This is a genomic window from Oleiagrimonas citrea, from assembly GCF_012395255.1.
Classification (GTDB): Bacteria; Pseudomonadota; Gammaproteobacteria; order Xanthomonadales; family Rhodanobacteraceae; genus Oleiagrimonas; species Oleiagrimonas citrea.
Genome location: NZ_JAAZQD010000003.1, coordinates 523977 through 544601, shown reverse-complemented (window position 1 = coordinate 544601; position 20625 = coordinate 523977). Strand labels below are relative to the sequence as shown.

General features: G+C 65.4%; 18 protein-coding genes and 1 tRNA gene. 7 read left to right on the top strand and 12 right to left on the bottom strand.

Annotation, left to right across the window (positions count from 1 at the left end; all coding sequences use genetic code 11):
• Positions 1-58: 58 nt before the first annotated feature.
• Positions 59-1018: a LysR substrate-binding domain-containing protein gene (locus tag HF690_RS09610; RefSeq protein WP_240601777.1), complete on the bottom strand. Its 960-nt coding sequence runs from the start codon at positions 1016-1018 to the stop codon at positions 59-61.
• 109 nt (positions 1019-1127) lie between these two features.
• Between HF690_RS09610 and HF690_RS09605 the strand changes: the two genes are divergently transcribed.
• Complete coding sequence (locus HF690_RS09605; RefSeq protein WP_168609265.1) at positions 1128-1709, top strand: FMN-dependent NADH-azoreductase; 582 nt, start codon at positions 1128-1130, stop codon at positions 1707-1709.
• Positions 1710-1809: 100 nt separating this feature from the next.
• Here HF690_RS09605 and HF690_RS09600 read toward each other — a convergent pair.
• The 3 genes from HF690_RS09600 to serS all read right to left on the bottom strand — a co-directional run bounded on the left by HF690_RS09600 (position 1810) and on the right by serS (position 3636).
• Positions 1810-1899: transfer RNA gene (locus tag HF690_RS09600), tRNA-Ser, on the bottom strand.
• 72 nt (positions 1900-1971) lie between these two features.
• Entirely contained in the window at positions 1972-2343 is a 372-nt protein-coding gene (locus HF690_RS09595; protein ID WP_168609264.1) for a hypothetical protein, read from the bottom strand.
• Positions 2344-2358: 15 nt separating this feature from the next.
• Positions 2359-3636, bottom strand: a complete 1278-nt coding sequence (gene serS / locus HF690_RS09590) for a serine--tRNA ligase (protein WP_168609263.1) — start codon at positions 3634-3636, stop codon at positions 2359-2361.
• A 203-nt stretch (positions 3637-3839) separates the two neighbouring features.
• On the opposite strand from serS, the gene HF690_RS09585 reads away from it, so the two are divergent.
• The gene (locus tag HF690_RS09585; RefSeq protein WP_193568439.1) at positions 3840-4598 is read left to right on the top strand and encodes a DUF3047 domain-containing protein; all 759 of its coding nucleotides are present in this window, start codon (positions 3840-3842) and stop codon (positions 4596-4598) included.
• Between the two features lie 18 nt (positions 4599-4616).
• Here the strand turns inward: HF690_RS09585 and HF690_RS09580 are convergent, their stop codons facing one another.
• Positions 4617-5954 (bottom strand): replication-associated recombination protein A, encoded by a 1338-nt coding sequence (locus HF690_RS09580; protein ID WP_168609262.1) that lies wholly within the window; start codon positions 5952-5954, stop codon positions 4617-4619.
• A 290-nt stretch (positions 5955-6244) separates the two neighbouring features.
• On the opposite strand from HF690_RS09580, the gene HF690_RS09575 reads away from it, so the two are divergent.
• A complete protein-coding gene (locus tag HF690_RS09575; protein WP_240151698.1) occupies positions 6245-9265 on the top strand; it encodes a diguanylate cyclase in 3021 nt (1006 codons plus the stop codon).
• Between the two features lie 10 nt (positions 9266-9275).
• Here HF690_RS09575 and HF690_RS09570 read toward each other — a convergent pair whose 3' ends face one another.
• The 4 genes from HF690_RS09570 to HF690_RS09555 form a co-directional block, all read right to left on the bottom strand.
• A complete protein-coding gene (locus tag HF690_RS09570; protein WP_113064829.1) occupies positions 9276-9968 on the bottom strand; it encodes a YoaK family protein in 693 nt (230 codons plus the stop codon).
• 33 nt (positions 9969-10001) lie between these two features.
• Positions 10002-10664 (bottom strand): outer membrane lipoprotein periplasmic chaperone LolA, encoded by a 663-nt coding sequence (lolA, locus tag HF690_RS09565; protein ID WP_168609261.1) that lies wholly within the window; start codon positions 10662-10664, stop codon positions 10002-10004.
• A gap of 71 nt (positions 10665-10735) precedes the next feature.
• The gene (locus tag HF690_RS09560) at positions 10736-13075 is read right to left on the bottom strand and encodes a DNA translocase FtsK (RefSeq protein ID WP_425495908.1); all 2340 of its coding nucleotides are present in this window, start codon (positions 13073-13075) and stop codon (positions 10736-10738) included.
• Between the two features lie 149 nt (positions 13076-13224).
• Entirely contained in the window at positions 13225-14289 is a 1065-nt protein-coding gene (locus HF690_RS09555) for an alanine dehydrogenase (RefSeq protein ID WP_113064827.1), read from the bottom strand.
• Between the two features lie 239 nt (positions 14290-14528).
• On the opposite strand from HF690_RS09555, the gene trxB reads away from it, so the two are divergent.
• The 4 genes from trxB to aat all read left to right on the top strand — a co-directional run bounded on the left by trxB (position 14529) and on the right by aat (position 17925).
• A complete protein-coding gene (gene trxB, locus HF690_RS09550; RefSeq protein WP_113064826.1) occupies positions 14529-15491 on the top strand; it encodes a thioredoxin-disulfide reductase in 963 nt (320 codons plus the stop codon).
• A gap of 63 nt (positions 15492-15554) precedes the next feature.
• Positions 15555-16688, top strand: coding sequence for a GNAT family N-acetyltransferase (locus HF690_RS09545; RefSeq protein WP_168609260.1), 1134 nt, complete (start codon positions 15555-15557; stop codon positions 16686-16688).
• Between the two features lie 33 nt (positions 16689-16721).
• Positions 16722-17138, top strand: a complete 417-nt coding sequence (locus HF690_RS09540; RefSeq protein ID WP_240151697.1) for a TIGR03067 domain-containing protein — start codon at positions 16722-16724, stop codon at positions 17136-17138.
• 37 nt (positions 17139-17175) lie between these two features.
• Entirely contained in the window at positions 17176-17925 is a 750-nt protein-coding gene (gene aat / locus HF690_RS09535; protein ID WP_168609259.1) for a leucyl/phenylalanyl-tRNA--protein transferase, read from the top strand.
• 54 nt (positions 17926-17979) lie between these two features.
• On the opposite strand, the gene HF690_RS09530 is transcribed toward aat, so the two are convergent.
• Genes HF690_RS09530 through ispG form a run of 3 tightly spaced genes read right to left on the bottom strand, consistent with a single transcriptional unit; the run spans position 17980 to position 20466 of the window.
• Entirely contained in the window at positions 17980-18459 is a 480-nt protein-coding gene (locus HF690_RS09530) for a hypothetical protein (protein ID WP_168609258.1), read from the bottom strand.
• Positions 18460-18512: 53 nt separating this feature from the next.
• Positions 18513-19181: a class I SAM-dependent methyltransferase gene (locus tag HF690_RS09525; protein ID WP_168609257.1), complete on the bottom strand. Its 669-nt coding sequence runs from the start codon at positions 19179-19181 to the stop codon at positions 18513-18515.
• Positions 19182-19194: 13 nt separating this feature from the next.
• Positions 19195-20466 (bottom strand): flavodoxin-dependent (E)-4-hydroxy-3-methylbut-2-enyl-diphosphate synthase, encoded by a 1272-nt coding sequence (gene ispG, locus HF690_RS09520; RefSeq protein ID WP_113064821.1) that lies wholly within the window; start codon positions 20464-20466, stop codon positions 19195-19197.
• Positions 20467-20625 lie beyond the last annotated feature (159 nt).

Sequence of the window (20625 nt, the reverse complement as noted above, 5' to 3'; positions counted from 1 at the left end):
ACCGAAATGCTATCGATACTAGCATGCGTCCCGTATGCCGAAGGACGCTCCGTACGCCCTATCCGGCGCGCATCTTGCGGCAGTCCATGTGGTTCTGCTCGGCCGCCTTGGGCAGACGTTCGGCAAGATAATCGACCAGCGCACGCACGCCCGGAAGCAGCCCGCGTCGACTGGAATAGACGAAATGCATGGTGCCGGGCACGGTGCCCATGCCCGGCAGCACGGCTTCCAGTTCGCCGCGAGCCATGGCCGGTGCCACGATCCACTCCGGCAGAATGGTCACGCCCATGCCGGCGCAAGCTGCCGCGAGCAGGACCGAGAATTCGCCGGTGATCAGTCGCGCCTGCATAGGCACGTCGATACTCGCTCCGCTGCCGTCCGTCAACGGCCAGACTTGCGGCGCATCATGCTCGAACGGCGACAATGCGGGCAGCTTCGACAGATCCATCGCACGCTGCGGACGCCCCAGCTCATCGAGCAGTTTCGGGCTGGCCACGGCCAGCATGCGCGACTCGCCGAACGTGCGCATCACCAGCGTCGCATCAGTGTCCAGCTTGGCACGCACGCGGACGGCAATGTCGATGCCCTCGCCAATCAGGTCCACCCGGCGATCCGTGGAGATCAGGCGAACCTGGACCTTCGGATACTGGTTCATGAATTCGGGAAGCAGTTTCGCCATCACCGTCTGCGACAGCGAGATCGGACAGGTCACGCGCACGACGCCGCGCGGCTCGCTGCGCAGTTCGTCGATGGCGTCCTGCGCCGCCTGAGCCTCTTCCAACACCGCGCGGCAATGCGCGTGGAAGCGCTCGCCGACCTCGGTGACCACGAAGCGGCGGGTGGTCCGCTGCAGCAGACGCACACCCAGCCGATCCTCCAGTTGCGACACTCGCTTGCTCAGGCGCGACTTGGGTATCCCCAATGCGCGCCCGGCGGCCGAAAAACCGCCATGCTCGACGACCGCGGCGAAGAAATACAGGTCGTTGAGGTCGTGCAGTGCACCGTCGCGGTCTTCCACGACTGTTCTCCTTGATGAACGATATGTTCGTTTATGCCCTCTTCCGGAGTCATTGTCCAGATACCAGAATAGTTCGCAGATAGAACCCACTTCCTCTCGGAGTCATTCCATGAACATTCTGCATCTGGACGCCAGCGCCCTCGGCGCAAATTCGGTAAGCCGCCAACTGACAGCGGACATCGTGGCCAGCCTTCGCGACACCCATCCCGACGCCAACATCGTCTACCGCGACCTGGCCGCCGACCCGATCCCGCATTGGCAGCCAGTGGTGGATGTCAGCCGCGAACCGAGTTCGCTGGGCGAAGAGATTCTCGACGAATTCCTCGACGCGGATATCGTGGTGATGGGTGCACCGATGTACAACTTCGGCATCACCACCCAGCTCAAGGCGTGGATCGACCGCATCGCGGTACCCGGCAAGGTGTTTCGCTATACCGAAAACGGCCCCGAAGGACTGGCCGGCGGCAAGCGCGTCATCATCGCGTCCTCGCGAGGTGGCATCTACAGCGAAGGCCCTGCCGCCGCCATGGACTTCCAGGAAAACTATCTGCGCGGCTTCCTGGGCTTCATCGGTATCACCGACATCGACATCGTGCGTGCCGAAGGCATTGCCATGGGACCGGAACAGAAACAGAAGGCCCTCGAGCAGGCCCGCAACACCATTCACGGCCTCACGCGCCGCGCGGCCTGATTCTGGCTGCAAACACACGTGCCTCGCCGTGGCGGCCCCATGTCCGCCGCGGCTTTTTCATGCGTTCCTTTCGAGACAGGCAATCAGCGACTTGCATCGATGGCGGTGAGGGTGGGATTCGAACCCACGGTGGTATCGCTACCACGCCGGTTTTCAAGACCGGTGCCTTAAACCGCTCGGCCACCTCACCGTTTGCATTGTCGAGGCATCGCACGACTTCATATGTCATGCGATGCCGGGCCGAAACATCGGCCTGTGCCGATCAGTCGTTCGGCGGCCCCAGCGGGCGCTTGCGCTGTACCCTGCGCAAGGCGCCGAAGTAGATCGCTGCGCCGAACACCGTCGTCGGCAGCATCATGCCGAAGAAAAACACCCGGCGCGAGACTTCCCCGCCGAGCAGCATCGGCACGAACGATGCATATGCCGCGAGGAGCAGCACGACCGCGAGCTGACGCCGAAGCTTGACCCGCGAAAGACGCACCCAGAGCGCCAGAATCCCCAGGCCGACCAGAAAACCGAGGAACTGCCACGGCTGCGCGAATCCACAGAGCTGCGAATACAGCAGGATGCCCGCGATCATGACCGCCAGCTCCGCAATAGCCAATCCCTGCTGCCAGCGATCCTTGGTCTCCATGATTTCTTCTTTGACTTACGTGATGGTCGATGCGCCACGCATGTACGGACGCAGGGCCTCGGGAATGGTAATCGAACCATCGGCATTTTGCCCGTTTTCCATCACCGCGATCAGGCAGCGGCCGACCGCCAGACCGGAACCATTGAGGGTATGCACCAGCTCCGGTTTGCCGGTCTCGGGATTGCGCCAGCGCGCCTGCATGCGGCGTGCCTGGAAATCCTCGAAGTTCGAGCAGCTGGAGATTTCGCGATAGGCCTGCTGACTGGGCAGCCAGACTTCGAGGTCGTAGGTCTTGGCCGAGCCGAAGCCCATGTCGCCCGTGCACAGCAGCATCTTGCGGTAGGGAAGATCCAGCAGCTGCAGGATCTTCTCGGCATGGCCGACCATCTCCTCGAGCTGATCGTAGGAATGCGCCGGATGCGCCACCTGCACCATCTCGATCTTCTCGAACTGGTGCTGGCGGATCATGCCGCGCACGTCCCTGCCGTAGCTGCCAGCCTCGGCACGGAAGCACAGCGTGTGCGCGGTCATGCGCATCGGCAGCGCGTCGGCGTCGACGATGCTGTCACGCACCAGATTGGTCAGCGGCACTTCGGCGGTGGGAATCAGGTAGCGCTTGGAGTCGCCGACCTGCGTGACGAAGAGATCTTCCTCGAACTTAGGCAACTGGCTCGTGCCCAGCATGCTCTCACTGTTCACCAGCACCGGCACGTTGCATTCGAGGTAACCATGCTGCTCGGTCTGCACATCGAGCATGAACTGCGCCAGCGCGCGATGCAGGCGCGCCAGCTGGCCACGCATCACGGTGAAACGCGCGCCGGAGAGCTTGGCGCCGGCCTCGCCGTCCAGCCAGCCGTGACGCTCACCGAGTTCGACATGGTCCTTGACCTCGAAATCGAACGCGCGCGGCTCGCCCCAGCGCGACTGCTCGACGTTGTCGTTTTCATCCTTGCCCTCCGGCACGGCGGCATGGGGCAGATTGGGAATGCCCAGCGCGATGTCGGACAACCGCGCCTGCACATCCGCCAGAGCCTGCTCGTTGGCCTTGAGCTGATCGCCCAGCCCGGCCACCTCGGCCAGCAGCGGCGCGATGTCCTCGCCGGCGGCCTTGGCCTTGCCGATACTCTTCGAACGCGTGTTGCGCTCGGCCTGCAGTTCCTGGGTGCGCGTCTGCAACTGCTTGCGTTCGGCCTCCAGGGCCTCCACCGCAGCCGTATCGAGATCGAAGCCGCGCGACTTCAGGCGCGCAGCGGTTTCGGCAAGCTGCGAGCGCAGCAGCACCGGATCGAGCATGGGAACATCCTTTACCTATCGCAGGAACGACGATTATCGCGGCAGGCCAAGGGATCGCGCAAACCTTGCGCGCTGCAAAAAGTCGTCACGGCGATGGCCGCGTTACCATTCACCGCGCATGCACGCGCCAGCCGGCACGATGAGGGGGCAGTCACCCAACCGCACGATTCGGCGCGAACCCACGCATCCTCCCGGAGAAACGCTTGAAGATCCTGTTTTCCCTGCTGCTTGGCACGTCGGTCGCACTGACTCCCGCGCCCCATGCCGGCGCCGCCCTGCGCTTCTCCACCGATGCACCCGGCACAGCGCTTCCCTCGGGATGGCGCGATTACGCCATGTCGCGGCATCGTCCGGCCGCGCCGACCACGCTGATGCGGGAGAACGGAAAAACTGTACTCAGCATCGACACCGACAAGAATGCCGCCGCCGTCGCCCACAAACTCGATCTGCCCGCCTCCACCCTTTTGAGCTGGCGCTGGAAGGTCGACCACAGCGTCGCCGCCGCCGACATGACGCGGCGCTCCGGCGATGACTCCGCCGCGCGCGTATACGTGTTCTTCGCCGTGCCGCGAAGCAGCCTCTCGCTGTATCAGCGCATGAAACTCAGCCTGGCCGAGCATGTCCTGGGCCATCCACTGCCCACCGCCGCGCTGTGCTATGTGTGGGACAACCGCCATGCCGTCGGCACCATTGCACCCAGTCCGTTCTTCAGCGGTGTGCGCACGATCGTGCTGCAGAGCGGCAATCGCCATGCCGGGGCTTGGCAGCCCGAGACGCGCGACCTCGCTGCGGACTTCCGCGCGGCGTTCGGGCACAAGGCCCCGCCCATCACAGGCATTGCGCTGGCCGCGGATTCGGACAACACCGGCGGCAACGCGCACGCTTGGTTTGGCGACATCACCCTGACCCCCGATGCCACCCGGAACGCATCGACAGCGGCGCGAGCGGGAAACGCGCCCTGACCGTTTCGGTGACGGCAGTCAGCCGCCGCGCGCCTTGCGCCGCGCCTCGCGCAGCGCATCCAGCCGTTCCTTGACCTTGATTTCCAGCCCGCGCTCGACCGGCTCATAGAAGGCCGTCCCGTCCAGCGCATCGGGCAGGCACTGCTGATCCAGCGCCACGCCGCCCTCGGCATCGTGGTCGTACTGATAGTTCTTGCCGTAACCGAGCCCCTTCATCAGCTTGGTCGGCGCGTTGCGCAGATGCATCGGCACTTCCAGCGTGCCGGTTTCCCCCACCGCGGCGCGCGCCTGGTTGTAGGCCTTGTAGGCCGCATTGCTCTTCGGCGCGATGGCCAGGTAGATCGCCAGTTGCGCCAGCCCCAGCTCGCCCTCCGGCGTGCCCAGACGTTCGTAGGTATCCCACGCATCCAGCGCCATGCGCCAGGCGCGCGGATCGGCCAGACCGACGTCCTCGACCGCCATGCGCGTCATGCGCCGGGCCAGATAGCTGCGGTCGCAGCCGCCGTCGAGCATGCGCGTGAGCCAGTACACGGCCGCGTCCGGGTCAGAGCTGCGCACCGATTTGTGCAACGCCGAAATCTGGTCGTAGAACTGCTCGCCGCCCTTGTCGAAACGACGCGTGCGATCGGCCAGCACCTGTTTCAGCGTGGCGTCCCCGATGCGACCGTCCTCGGCCAGTTCGGCGGCGATCTCGAGCAGGGTCAGCGCGCGACGCACATCGCCATCCGCAGCCTGCGCGATCATCCGCAGCGCGTCGTCCTCGACGTCGAGCGCTTGCGTGCCGAGGCCACGTTCCTCGTCGTCCAACGCGTGCCGAAGCGCCTGCACGATGTCGTCCTGCGCGACCGCTTCCAGCACATGCACGCGGCAACGCGACAGCAGTGCCGAGTTCAGCTCGAAGGACGGATTCTCGGTGGTCGCGCCGACAAACAGGATCACGCCCTTCTCGATATGCGGCAGGAAAGCGTCCTGCTGCGCCTTGTTGAAACGATGGACCTCGTCGACAAACAGCACCGTCCGGCGCCCCTGCGCGAAATGGCCCTCGGCCTCGGCCAGCGCCTTGCGCACGTCCGGAAGACCGGAAAGTACTGCGGAAATGGCGCGGAATTCGGCATCGGCGTATTTCGCCACCAGCAGCGCCAGCGTGGTCTTGCCACACCCTGGCGGCCCCCACAGCACCATGGAGTGCACGCGCCCCTCTTCCAGAGCTCGCCGCAGCACGCTGTCGCTGCCCACCAGACGACGCTGGCCGACGATCTCGTCCAGGGAACGCGGCCGCATGCGTTCGGCCAGGGGTTTGAGGCCTTCCGGCTCGGCGAACAGGCCCGGCATCGAGGGCGTTTTGTGCTGCACCATGGCGGCATCATAGAGATTCGACCGCAGCACCGCGACCATCCGCGTGTCCGAAGATGTCATTGATCGTCATCGCTCAGCCCCCTGACGTCTTCGCCGCGAAGACGAGCGCACCTTACGCGTTCGCTCAACACGGCCTGTAGGCCATGGCACAGACAGTGTGGGCGCGCCCTCGCCCCTGTATGATGCGGGGACTCGATTCGTCAAGAAAGCCGGGGATTCATTCGCTTGAAGGCCGATACAACCCGCGTTCGCGCCTGTTGTTCGCACATGGGCGCAGCATGAATTCCCCCATGCGCACATTTCTCCTGCTGGCCCTGACCGGCTGGCTGTTGCTGTGCCGTGCCGGCATGGCGATGGCGGCGCCTGCCGCGTCCTGGTCGGCCTTCGATACGCCCTGGTTCACCCATATCGGCATCGACGAGGGCCTGCCGCATTCGGTGACCACTGCCGTCGCCCAGGATCGCAACGGACTGATATGGATCGGCACCATGGGTGGGCTGGTGCGCTACGACGGTTACCGGATGCAACGTTTCGATACCGACGGAAAGAAGGCGTCGGCGCTTCCGGACAGCTACGTGCGCAGCCTGCTCGCGCTGCCCGATGGACGCATCCTGGTCGGCACCAACGCCGGCGGCCTGGCCGTTTTCGATCCCGCCACCAATGCGTTCCACACCTACCCGATCGGTCCGAACGGCACCTCCGACGCCAAGATCTACGACCTCTCGCAGGGCCGGGACGGCATCGTCTGGATCGCCACCGATCGCGGCGTGGACCGCCTCGACACCCATACCGATACGATTCGTCACGTCCCGCTCGGCAAGCGTTTGGCGCCGCGCAACTTCAGCGTATTCGAGGACCGTGCCGGAAACCTCTGGGTCGGCAACGACCGGGGACTGTTCGAACGCATGGCCGGCACGCGCAAGTTCGTGCGGCCAAGCGCGAACGACGATGCCGTCTCGACGACCGTGCTCGACGATCAGATCTGGTCGATCACCGAGGACCGCGAAGGTCGCATCTGGGCAGGCAGCGGGCAGTCCGGCGCGGTCTACCGCGACCGTAGTGGACGCTGGCACCCCGTTCCCGATTTCAGCGGCTACGATGCCGGCGCACGCCGCCCGACCGTACGCGCCATGCTCGAAACCGACGACGGCACGATGTGGATCGGCACCGATGGCGCCGGCATTGTCGCTTATCGCGTAGGCGCGGCCACCAGCCAGCATATCGATCACGACCCCGCACGCGCCTCTTCCCTGCCTGGCAACACCGTGCGCGGACTGCTGGAGGACGCGACCGGCAATCGCTGGGTCGCGACCGACCTCGGCGTGGCGCGGAGCAACGGACATGCGCGCACCGCTTTCGCGGTTCTTTCGTCGCCGCTTCAACCCCGTGCACTGGCGGACCCCAACGTCCACGGCATCTATGTCGACAACCAGAACCGGGTATGGCTCGGCCTGGGTATGGGCAAGATCGATCTCATCCCCGCGGACCGCGAGCATCTTCGCCACCTGCATCTCGGAGGCAGTCAGGCGCATCGCGACGTGCAGGCCTTCGCGGAGGGACCGGATGGAAGCATCTGGGTCGGTTCCCAGGGCATGGCACGCATCGATCCGAAGACGTTCGCCGTGCACGATTCCGTACTGCCGGAGCTCGACAACAAACCGGTACTGACGCTGCTGCGTGCCGGCCGCTATCTGCTGATCGGCACTTACGAAGGTGTCTACCGCTACGATTTTCGCAACGGTCGGCTGACACACTTCATGCATCAGCCGAACGACCCGCATAGCCTGGCCAGTGACACAGTCCGTCAGATCGTGCAGGTGGGCGACGAGATCTGGTATGCCACCACGCGCGGCATCAGCATCGCGAAGAGCGCCGGAGCGGACACCGGCTTTCGTTCATTGCGACACCACGACGGAGACGCCGAGAGCCTGCCGCAGAACTACGTGGGCGGTATCGCACGCGATGCGCGTGGGCGGATCTGGGTGAGCACATTCGGCGGTCTGGCCGTCATCGATCACTATCGGCCGAACGCGCCGGTCCACTTCCGTGTCATCAATCAGGCTCAGGGCCTGGCCAGCGACAAGATCAACGCCGTGCTGATCGACGACGATGGCGCGGCCTGGGTCAGCATGTCCAACGGGCTGGCGAAGATTGATCCCGATACCGGCCATGCGCGCAATCTCGGCATTCGCGACGGACTGCATATCGCCAGCTACATCTACATCGCCGCCGCCAAGGCGGATGGTCGACTGCTGTTCGGCGGACTGGGCGGGTTGAGCGTAGTGCGCCCGCGGGTGCAATCCGATGACGGCGCACAGGGACGATTGTCGATCACCGCCGCCACGCTCAACGGACACGATGTGCCGCCGGCCGAACTGCCGCACAGCGGCCAGACCCTGACCGTGGACCGCAGTGGTCGCAGCCTGCGCGCGGAATTCGCCCTGCTGGACTACCATGCGCCACGCGAAACCGCCTACAGCTATCGCATGCAGGGGTTCGACGAAACCTGGACGCACACGCCGAAGGGAACGCCGCCAGCCGCGATCTACACCAACCTCCCTCATGGCCGGTACACCCTGCAATTGCGCGCCCGGACACACGGCATGTACCCCCATGTCGTAACGACTTCGTTCCCGGTCGTGGTCAGGCCGCTCTGGTACGAAACGCTGCCATTCCGACTGGCCATTGCGGTGCTGGCGCTGCTCCTGATCTTCGTGCTGGTCCATCTGCGCACGCTGTATCTGCGCCGTCAGGCGCAACGGCTGCAGCAGCAGGTCGACGAACGCACCCGCGACCTGCAAGCTGCGAACCTCCGTCTGGACCAGCTCGCCGGCACCGATGAACTCAGCGGCCTGTACAACCGTCGCCGCTTCCTGGAACTGGCCGAAGAAGTGCGCGCGAAGGCCGAATCGGGACACGCCTGCATGGTCCTGCTCGATCTGGACCGGTTCAAGCAAGTCAACGACACCTATGGACACCTTGCCGGCGACGCCGCGATCCGCGCAGTCGCCAGCGTAATCCGTACACATTGCCGCGAAACCGATCTTGCGGCTCGCTTCGGCGGCGAAGAACTGGTGATCTGTCTGCCGGACAGTTCGCTGGAACAGAGCATGCAGATGGCCGAACGCATACGCGAGACGCTGGCGCAGACATCCATTCACCACCAGCGAAGCAAGATCACCGTGACCGTCAGCATCGGTGTCGCGGCGCTGCGCGAAGGCGAGTCGCTGCAGCAGTGGATTTCACGGGCCGATGCAGCGCTCTATGCAGCCAAGGACAGCGGCCGCAATCGCTGCAAGGCCGCCTCCTGACGAGTCGCTTTCAGCGTTTGGAGATCTTCGGTCTGCGTGCAGCGCGAAGACTGCGACGACGGTGGAGGATGTAACCGAACCCGATCAGCGCCGCGAGGACTGCCGGCAAAAAAAGCGTCCGCTCGCGCCAGAAACCGAATGCATACGCGCCCACGAAACCACCGCTGAGAAAGCCCCCGAACAACAGCAGGTAAAGACGCAACCGGCGATTGTCGATCGCCAATCCGCGCAGACGATGGCCGATCAGCAAGCCGAGGTCGGTGAGAATCCCGGTGACGTGCGTGGTCCGCACCACGGCGCCGCTGAACGTGGTGACCATCGCGTTCTGCAGTCCGCAGGCCGCTGCAGCGACCCATAACCCCGCATTTGCGTGTGCATGGATCAGGGGCACCGCGGCGAACAGCAGCAGCGACTCGATCACCAGTGCGACGCCATAGCGCTGTCCGAGTTGCAGTGATGTGTCGCGCACGATCATGCCGCTGGTCGCCGCGCCCGTCAGAAATGCCAGCATGGCGCCCAGGTAGCGAATCAGGCCGGCATGATTGCCTTCCACCGCACTGACGCCGACCAGCGTCGTCGTGCCGGTCATGTGCGTGACCGCCTGGTGATCGAAGCTGAGATAGCCGACGGCATTGACCATGCCGGCCAGCAGCGCCAGCAGCGTGCCCCCGAACCAGACCCAGCGCGGCAGACGGCGAATCATCGCACTCCCCTGTACGTGCGTCCCGGAACCGGGTCAGGAGCCACCCAGCGGACGCACTTCGGGAATGCCGCTGGTGTCGCCGACCACGTCCGCGCCCTTCGGCGGGGTGAAGGTGAACAACGATGAAGGCAGCGACGGATTGCGCTGCCAATGACTGAAGCGAATCACCGATTCCGCGCCCAGACGGTCCGTGAAGCGCATCTCCACAAGCCCTTTGTCATCGAAACCGAGCTGCGCCGACTGGATATTCTGCGCGCTGTCCCGCGGGCTGAGCTGCAACCATTGCAGGCCGTCGCGTGTGCCCAGTTCGGTCACCGTGAATTCCTTGTCCACGCGCGACGGATCGGTCAGTACCGTCAGCGGACTGTGCGCTTCGCGCAGGCTCTGCCGCTGCACCGTGACCTGTTCAAGGTCCGGGTCGTAGGTCCACACGCGACTGCCGTCGGCGACGATCAACTGCTGATACGGCGTCTTGGTCTGCCAACGGAACAATCGCGGCGTCTGCAACGCCACGGTGCCGCGACTGGTCTGACCGGTTCGACCATTGGCGTCGGTCAGGGTCTGCGTGAAGTCCCCGCGCAAGGCATGCAGATTGTGCGCAAAGGCGTCCAGACGGGCCCGGGCGGTCTGCGCGGACTGCGCAGCGAACGGCGCGAGGCACAGGATCAACAGCAGCATGGCGAAGCGAATCTTCATGGACGAACCTGCAGAAACAAGAAGGATGCGTTCAGCTTGAGCGAAATGATTTGAAGCGAGGCTGAAGCGCCTCAATCGCGCGGCGGCGGCGGTGCCAGCACTTCGCGGGTGCCGTTGTGCTGCGGCGCGCTGACCACGCCGTCGGCCTCCATTTGTTCGATCAGCCGCGCGGCGCGGTTGTAGCCAATGCGCAGATGCCGCTGCACACCAGAAATCGACGCGCGGCGCGTCTGCGTGACGATGGCCACGGCCTTGTCGTACAGCGCCGCGTCGCCGCCACCGCCTTCATCGGCATCCTGCGGCAAACCGGACTCGCTGATGACCTTGCCATCGCCCAGCGTCTGCACGTCTTCCAGCACGCCCTCGATGTAGTCGGGCTCGCCCTGCGACTTCAGCCACTCGACCACGCCATGCACCTCGTGATCGTCGACGAAGGCGCCATGCACGCGTTCGGGCGTGGCCGTGCCCGGCGGCAGATACAGCATGTCGCCGTGGCCCAGCAACGTCTCCGCGCCGGACTGGTCGAGAATGGTGCGCGAGTCGATCTTGCTCGAGACCTGGAACGCGATGCGAGTCGGAATGTTGGCCTTGATCAGGCCGGTGATGACGTCCACCGACGGGCGCTGCGTGGCCAGGATCAGGTGGATGCCGGCGGCACGCGCCTTCTGCGCCAGACGCGCAATCAGCTCTTCGACCTTCTTGCCGACGATCATCATCATGTCGGCGAATTCGTCGATGATGACCACGATGTGCGGCTGCGGCTGCAGCGGGTCGGCGGTCAGTTCCGGCTGTTCCGGATTGGGCTTGAACAACGGGTCCAGCAAGGGCTGCCCCGCCTTCTCGGCCTCGTTGACCTTCTTGTTGAATCCGGCCAGATTGCGCACGCCGACCGCGGCCATCAGCTTGTAACGGCGCTCCATCTCGGCCACGCACCAGCGCAGCGCGTTGGCGGCCTCCTTCATGTCGGTGACCACCGGCGCCAACAGATGCGGAATGCCCTCGTAGACCGACAGCTCCAGCATCTTCGGATCGATCATGATCAGGCGCACGTCGTCCTTGCTGGCCTTGTACAGCAGCGACAGGACCATGGCGTTGACGGCGACCGACTTGCCCGAACCGGTGGTGCCGGCCACCAGCAGATGCGGCATCTTGGCCAGATCCACCACGACCGGCCGACCGCCGATATTCTTGCCCAGCGCCAGCGACAACGAACTCTTGGCGGCGTCGTATTCCTTCGAGCGCAGGATCTCCGAGAGATAGACGATCTCGCGCTTGGTGTTGGGAATCTCCAGGCCGATCACGTTCTTGCCCGGGATCACATCGACCACGCGCACGCTGACCACGGACAGGCCGCGTGCAATGTCCTTGTCCAGATTGGACACCTGGCTGCCGCGCACGCCCGGCGCGGGTTCCAGCTCGAAACGGGTGATGACCGGACCGGGATAGACCCCGACCACGCGCGCCTCGATGCGGAAATCCTTCAGCTTCAGCTCGACCTGGCGCGAAAGCACTTCCAGCGCTTCCTCGCTGTAGCCCGGCCCCTGCGGCGGCGGCTCGTCCAGCAGCGACAGTGGCGGCAGTTCGCCCTTCGCAGAGGAACTCTTGAACAATGGAATCTGCGACTCGCGCGTGGCGCGCTCGCTCTTCTCCACGCGCGGCTCGATCGGCTCGATGCGGATCGGTTCGCGCCTGGCCTGCTTCACCGCCTCGACCTTCTTGACCGCCGTGCGCTCGGCGCGAGCCGCACGGGCCGCCAGCATGTCCGGCGCCTTGCGCAGACGCGCACCCAGCCAGGCACCGAACGCCAGCACACCGCGGCCGATGACATCCATCACACGGAACCACGAAAGGCCCGTTGCCAGCGTGATCGCGATCAACAGCAGCGCGAACAGCAACAATGGCGTGCCCTGACCGAAGGCACTGCCCAGACCATGACTGACCGCCTCGCCGAGCACACCGCCGGTTCCAGCCGGCGCGGCACGGTAGTGACCGAAGTTCAGCGCCGCCAGCCCCGGCCCGACGATGAAGAACAGCACGAAACCGACCAGACGAAGCGCCGGCTCGTACGGCGTCACCGACTCCGCGTTCACGTCGCGGCGCAGAACCTTCAGGCCCAGCGCCAGCAACAGCAGCGGAAAGGCGTAGGAGACGACACCGAACAGATAGCGCAGCAGGTCGGCGATCCACGCGCCGACCATGCCGCCCAGATTGTGAATGTCGTCAACCTCGGACGCGTGCGACCAGCTCGGGTCCTGTGCGCTGTAGGTCGCCAGACACAGCAGCAGATACACCGCCAGTGGCACCAACAACAGGACGCCGGCTTCGCGCAGACGCCGGCGCAGGTCCTCGTTGAGACCGCTCTCCGGTTCCTGCGCTTTCCCCTTGGCCTTGGCGCTGGTCTTGCGTGCCACGTGGTGTACTACCTCAAGAAATCAGGGCAACTGCATGAAATTTCAGGAAACGTTATAGCACGTCCTGCGCACTTGTTCATGCCCCGAATCGCCCGCGCCGAACCCGGTGCCGCGTGGCAGACACACCGGCCCAGCGCGGGACACGGGCGTTACGCATCGGCCCTCAAGGCAGGATGCACGATTTCGCCGCCTTCGACATTGATGCCCGCACGCAGCGGTTCATGCTCACGCCAGCTGACGCCGGCCGCCAGGCGCTGCACGTACGGCAGGATCGCCGCCGAAATGGCCTGACTGGAGGTCTGCTGCACCGCACCCGGCATGTTGGTGACGGCGAAATGCGTGACACCGTGCACGTCGTAGGTCGGCTCGGCCCAGGTGGTCGGTTTGGAGGTCTCGAAGCAACCGCCCTGGTCGATGGAGATGTCCACCAGCACGCTGCCCTTCTCCATGGTCTTGACCATGTCTTCGGTGACCACGCGCGGCGCCTTGGCGCTGGGGATCAGCACCGCGCCGATGACCAGGTCGGCGTCGGCCACGTGCTCGGCCACGGCCTGCTCGTAGGCATACAGCGCAGTCACGTTGTGGCCCAGCGCCATCATCTCGGCCATGCGGTCCTGGCGCTTATCGAACACCACCACGTTGGCGCCGGCCTGCGCCGCCAGCGCAGCGGATGCACCGCCGGCCGCACCAGCGCCCAGCACCACCACCTTGCCGCGCTCGGCCGAGGCCAGGCCGCCCAGCAGCTTGCCCTTGCCGCCGTTCGGGCGGTGCAGCAGGGTGGTGCCGCATTGGGTGGCGATGCGACCGGCGATGATCGACATCGGCGTCAGCAGCGGCAGCGAACCGTTCTCTTCCACCGACTCGAAGGCCACACCGGTCAGGCCGATCTCGAGCAGACGCTCGGTCAGCGCCGGCTCGGCGGCCAGGTGCAGGTAGCAGAACAGCAGATGATGCTTCTGCAGATGCTCCAGATCGCCCGCGATCGGCTCCTTGACCTTGACGATCAGTTCGCCGGCCGCATACAGCGCCGCGGCGTCGGCCGCGATCTGCACGCCAACCTGGGTGTAGGCCTCGTCCGAGAAGCCGCTCTTCTCGCCCGCGCCGGACTGGATGAAGACCTCGTGGCCACGACGGACCAGATCGCCGGCCGCGGCGGGCACCAGGGCGACACGGCCCTCGAGGGTCTTGGTTTCGGAAGGAATGCCGATACGCATGGGACGAACAACCTCGCAAGAACTTCTGCTGAAAAAGGACGCGCCGCGCGGGTTCGCGCTGCGCACCGACCGGTACGTCTTGAATCGCCGCGCCGCCTTCCCCATTCTGTTTCACTCCGCAGCACCAACCCGCAACGCCGCGGTACCGTCGAAGGCACCGTGGAAGCATGGCGGAAAGCGCTCCGAATGGAGCTGGCGGGCACGACCCGATACGCCGTACCAAACCCCAAGGATTATACATGAGCACCCCCAAGCACAGCCGTCTTCTGATCCTCGGCTCCGGCCCCGCCGGCTACACCGCCGCGGTCTACGCCGCCCGCGCCAACCTGAAGCCGACAATGGTCACCGGTCTCGAACAGGGCGGCCAGCTGATGACCACCACCGACGTCGACAACTGGCCCGGCGACCAGAATGGAGTGCAGGGTCCGGAACTCATGCAGCGCATGGCCGAGCACGCCGAGCGCTTCAAGACCGAGATGATCTTCGACCACATCCACACCGCCGACCTGACCCAGCGCCCGTTCCGCCTCAAGGGCGACAGCGGCGAGTACACCTGCGACGCGCTCATCATCACCACCGGCGCCACCGCCAAGTACCTCGGACTGGCCTCGGAGGAGCACTTCAAGGGCAAGGGCGTGTCGGCCTGCGCCACCTGCGACGGCTTCTTCTTCCGCGAACAGGACGTGGCGGTCATCGGTGGCGGCAACACTGCGGTCGAGGAAGCGCTGTACCTGGCCAACATCTGCCGCAAGGTCTACCTGGTGCACCGCCGCGACTCGCTGCGCGCCGAAAAGATCATGCAGGACAAGCTGTTCGAGAAGGTCAACGCCGGCAAGATCGAGATGGTCTGGGAACACACCGTCGACGAAGTGCTGGGCGACGATTCCGGCGTGAACGGCGTGCGCGTGCGCAGCACCAAGGACGACAGCACCCGCGACCTGGAAGTCACCGGCATGTTCGTGGCCATCGGCCACACCCCGAACACCGGCATCTTCGACGGTCAGCTGGACATGAAGAACGGCTATATCACCATCAAGAGCGGTCTGGCCGGCATGGCCACGATGGCTTCGGTGCCCGGCGTGTTCGCCGCCGGCGATGTGGCTGACCAGGTCTACCGTCAAGCCGTCACCTCGGCCGGCTTCGGCTGCATGGCGGCGCTCGACGCCGAGCGCTGGCTGGATCAGCAGAACCTCAACGGCTGATCCGCCGTCTGTCGACCGACCGGCGCATCACGATGCGCCGGTCGGTCCCGCTATCCTGACCGCATGCTCACGGCCCGCTTCCACGATTCCCTGGACGACATCGAGGCCTCGGCCTGGGATGCGCTAGCCGGCGCGGCGAACCCGTTTGTCTCGCACGCCTTCCTCGCCGGACTGGAACGCCACGACTGCATTCGTCGCGAGTGGGGCTGGCAACCGCATCACCTGACCCTGCACGACGGCGAGCGCCTGATCGGCGCCGCCCCGGTCTACCTGAAAGGCAACTCGCACGGCGAATACGTGTTCGACTGGGGCTGGGCGCATGCCTGGGAACAGGCCGGTGGCGACTACTACCCGAAACTGCTGCTGGGCGTGCCCTACTCGCCCATCCCCGGGCCGCGCCTGCTGGTCGCCGACGGCGACGAAGCGCCGGCCCTGCGCCGCGCGCTGATCGACGCTCTCGCCGAGGAAGCGCGCCGCCACGGTCTGTCGTCGGCACACGCCAATTTCCTGACCGACGATGACCTGGACGCCTTCGACGATGCATGGCTGCCGCGCCACGACATCCAGTACCACTGGCACAACCGCGGCTACGGCGACTTTGCGGATTTCCTCGCCGCGCTCAAGCACAAGAAGCGCAAGAACATCCGCCATGAGCGCCGCCAGGTCGCCGACAGCGGACTGGATTGCGCGATGGTCGCCGGCAACCGCCTCAGCGACGCCGAATGGATGCAGATCCACGCGCTCTACCAAGCCACCTTCGACGAGAAAGGCAACCACGCCGCGCTGACGCTCGACTTCTTCCGCCATCTGGCAGCCTCGCTCGGCGACAGCGTGCAGGTGGCGCTGGCGCGGCACGGCGACGACATCCTCGCGATGGCGCTGTTCCTTCGCGGCAAAAACACGCTGTACGGCCGCTACTGGGGCACCCGCGTCGATGTACCCGGCCTGCACTTCGAACTGTGCTACTACCTCGGCATCGAACACGCCATCGCGCACGGACTGCAACGTTTCGAACCAGGTGCACAGGGCCGCCACAAGATGGCGCGCGGCTTCATGCCCACCCGCACGCACTCACGCCATTTCCTGGTCCACGAGGGATTCCGCGCGGCCGTGGCGCGTGCCTTGCGTGAGGAAGACGAGGAGATGCAGGTCTATGCCGAGGAGCTGCGCGCACACAGTCCGTACGCCGAAGCATAGAATGCGCCGTACATTTCAAGGACTGATTGCATCATGAGCATGAACGAAGAGAACAAAAACGATCATTCGAATGCCAGCGAACATGACCTTGCCCTGCTGCAAGGCGAATGGGTGCAGGTCGGCGTCGAGGATAATGGCGTCATCGACCCGCCGGATACCTATGGTGGCGCAGGTGTCATCAACCTCATCGACGGCCATCGTTTCGAAGCTCGCTCTCCAGATGGCACACTCATGCTGCACGGCACCTTCACGCTAGACGCCACGACCACGCCCAAGTCCATCACCTGGGTCGACGCCATCGGCGAAGAGGCCGGCCAGCCGATCCTGGCCAGCTATCAACTGGACGACGACCGTTTCGTGTTCATCGCCGCCGATCCGGGCATGGCGCGACCCACGCAGTTCCGCACCACGCAGGGACTGACCATGCGCAGCTTCGTGCGCCGTAGCTGAAGCGCACCATTCCGCGTCGTGGCACCATGACGGTGTCATGACGCGCCTTCCGCTCACATTCATCGAACCCGGTTCGCCACCGCGTTTCCCGCCCGTCTCTCGCGCACTGCGCGACCCCGACGGCCTGCTCGCCGTCGGCGGCGACCTGCGTCCGGAGCGCCTGCTGGCCGCCTATCGCCACGGCATCTTTCCCTGGTTCAGCGAGAGCGATCCGATTCTGTGGTGGTCGCCGGACCCACGCTGTGTGTTCCGTACCGAACGCCTGCGTCCCAACCGCAGTCTGCGGCGCCAGGTCCGCGGCAAAGGCTGGCGGATCACCGTGAACCAGGCCTTCGACCGGGTCATCGAAGCCTGCGCCGCTCCACGCCCCGGTCAGGACGGCACCTGGATCGGCCCTGCGATGATCCAGGCCTATAGCGTCCTGCACCGCCTCGGCCACGCCCACAGCATGGAAGTATGGGACGACGACGCCCTGGTCGGTGGCGTATACGGCGTGGCCGTGGGCCGGCTTTTCTGCGGCGAGTCGATGTTCAGCGCACAGAGCGGCGGCTCGAAAATGGCGCTGTGCGCGCTCGCCGCACTGCTGCGTGAAGGCGGCGCACCGTTGCTCGACGCGCAAGTGAGCAACCCGCACCTGCTTTCGCTCGGCGCGGAAGAATGGCCACGCAAGGATTTCGTCGCCCGTGCCGAAGCGCTGGCGTCGCAACCGCTCACTGCGGACATCTGGCGCCCGACTCCACCGCGCCTCGCCGACGACCTGCTGCGAACGGCGAAATCCAACCCGTGACCGCGCGCACGGCAATCGCGGCGGCTCGCGACGCATCCGTACCCGGAAGACGTCTCAGTTCGACGATGCAATGAAGCTATTGGGCGCATATAGCACCCAGGGGTAGGTACGCCCCTTGAACCGAACCTCCGCTCTGAAAGCAACGCAACTGTGATCGGGACACGGGCCGGGCGCCGCGTCGCTCTTCACCAGCGTATATCCGTGGCTCGTGTTGATCTCGCGGCAGAACTGCGGTGCGCCGCCAACGATCTTGATCACCACCGGACTGGCGTAGTAGCTCTTGTCCTGAAGCACCTGATGCTTGAACTCCTCGGCGGTGCACGCCCAGGAATCCTTCTTGAATGTGACCGACGTGGCTTGTGCGGGCGGAGCCATCTGAGCTTCCTCGGCCAGCGAGGGCATGGTCGCGTTCCTGCCGAAATGCCAGAGCAGAAAAGCCCCGAGCACGACCAGTCCGAAAAGTGCACGCTTCAACATCCGTATTCCCCCCTGTTGTTTTGTCCGATCGCGGCGCACCGCGACGTCGGCGCGCATCTCCCTGACACACACCAACAAGACACTCTATCGAAATCTCGTCGGCGCGGCGATCAGGCCGCCTCGGCCACCAGCAGTAGCGACAGCGCCCGGCCACCCTCGGGGTCGCGAGGCGTTCGACACTCGACCACGCGCAGCCCGCTGGCCTCGATCAACGCTGTCCAGCTCGCAAGTGTGCGGAAGTACCACGGCGGCGCATCGCCGAATCCGTCGCCGCAACCCTGCCACGACCCGCTGCGCCAGCCGTCCCGGGCCTCCGCGCCGTCGCAGACCGAGTCGGGATGCAGTGTCTGGATGATCAACGCCCCGCCGGGTTGCAGCCATTCCGGCACGCGTTCGAACAGACGCTCGACCACGGTCTTGCCGAACAAGGCGAAATTGCACGTCACCACGTCGAAGCGCGCGTCCAGCCCATGCTCGCCCAGAGCTTCCTGGGTCCGCACCCGATACCGGCCGGGACCGGCCGCCTGTGCCTGTTCGATCAGCGCGCGGGCGCCATCCACACCCAGCACGTCGATGTCCAGGGCTGCCAGTGCGCGCACCAGCCATCCCTCGCCGCAGCCGATATCCAGCGCGGTGCGGGGATGCCGCGCGAGCACGGCGTCGAGGATCGCGCCATCCGTCGCCACGCGGCGGCTGCGGATGCCGCCGCTGCGCACCGCGTGGGTCCAGGCCGCCGCGTTGGCGTCCCAGAGCGCGCGGATGCGGGTTTCCTCATCCATGTCGGACCGCGACTCAATCGCCGCGTGCGGTGTAATGCGTGCCGATGTAGTCCTCGACGATACCGATGAACTCCTGCGCGATGCCTTCGCCGCGCAGGGTCACGGTCTTCTTGCCGTCGACGAACACCGGCGCCGAAGGCGCCTCGCCCGTACCCGGCAGCGAGATGCCGATATTGGCGTGCTTGGACTCGCCCGGCCCGTTGACCACGCAGCCCATGACAGCGAGCGTCATGTTCTCCACACCGTCGTACTTCACGCGCCATTCCGGCATCTTCGCGCGCACATGCTCCTGCACGGCCTTGGCCAGCTCCTGGAACACCGTGCTGGTGGTGCGCCCGCAGCCCGGACAGGCCGTGACCAGCGGCGTGAAGGCGCGCAGGCCCATGGTCTGCAGCAGTTCCTGCGCGACGATGACTTCCTGCGTGCGCGACTGCCCGGGTTCCGGCGTCAACGAGATGCGGATGGTGTCGCCGATGCCTTCCTGCAGCAGCACCGCCAGCGCGGCGCTGGAGGCGACGATGCCCTTCGAGCCCATGCCGGCCTCGGTCAGACCGAGGTGCAGCGCATAGTCCGAACGCGCGGCCAGATCGCGGTAGACGGCGATCAGCTCCTGCACACCCGACACCTTGGCCGAGAGGATGATGCGGTCGCGCGACAGACCGAGTTCCTCGGCCCGCGCAGCCGAATCCAGTGCCGAGCGGATCAGTGCCTCGCGCGCCACGTGCGCGGCGTCCCACGGCTTCGCGCGCTGGTGATTCTCGTCCATCAGCACGGCGACCATGGACTGGTCCAGCGAACCCCAGTTGGCGCCGATGCGCACCGGTTTGTCGTATTCCAGCGCCTTCTCGATGATCGCGGCGAACTGCGAGTCCTTCTTCTTGCCGAAGCCGACGTTGCCCGGATTGATGCGGTACTTCGCCAGCGCCTCGGCGCAGGCCGGCTCGGCTTCCAGCAACTGGTGGCCGTTGTAGTGGAAATCGCCGACCAGCGGCACGGACACGCCCATCATGTCCAGGCGTTCGCGGATACGTGGTACCGCAGCGGCCGCCTCGGGATTGTTCACGGTAATGCGCACCAGCTCGGAACCGGCGCGCGCCAACTCCGCCACCTGCTTCGCCGTGCCCTGTACATCGGCGGTGTCGGTATTGGTCATCGACTGCACCGCGACCGGCGCGCCACCGCCGACCTGCACTGGACCGATGCGTACACCGACACTGTGACGGCGCGGCTCGGACTCGGCGTTGCGGGGCGTGATTTCGGAGGAATGCTCGGGGACGGCGGACATGGTCGGAATCGAAGTATGCGAGGACGCCAAGGATAACCGATGCGGCGACGCGGCCGATCGCCCGGATACCTGCGGCAGATCCGAAAATCCTGTCCGCGCTCCGCACATGTCGTCAGACAGGCGCCGGTTCCCGGCGTTCGCCGGGATGACGCCCTCGTG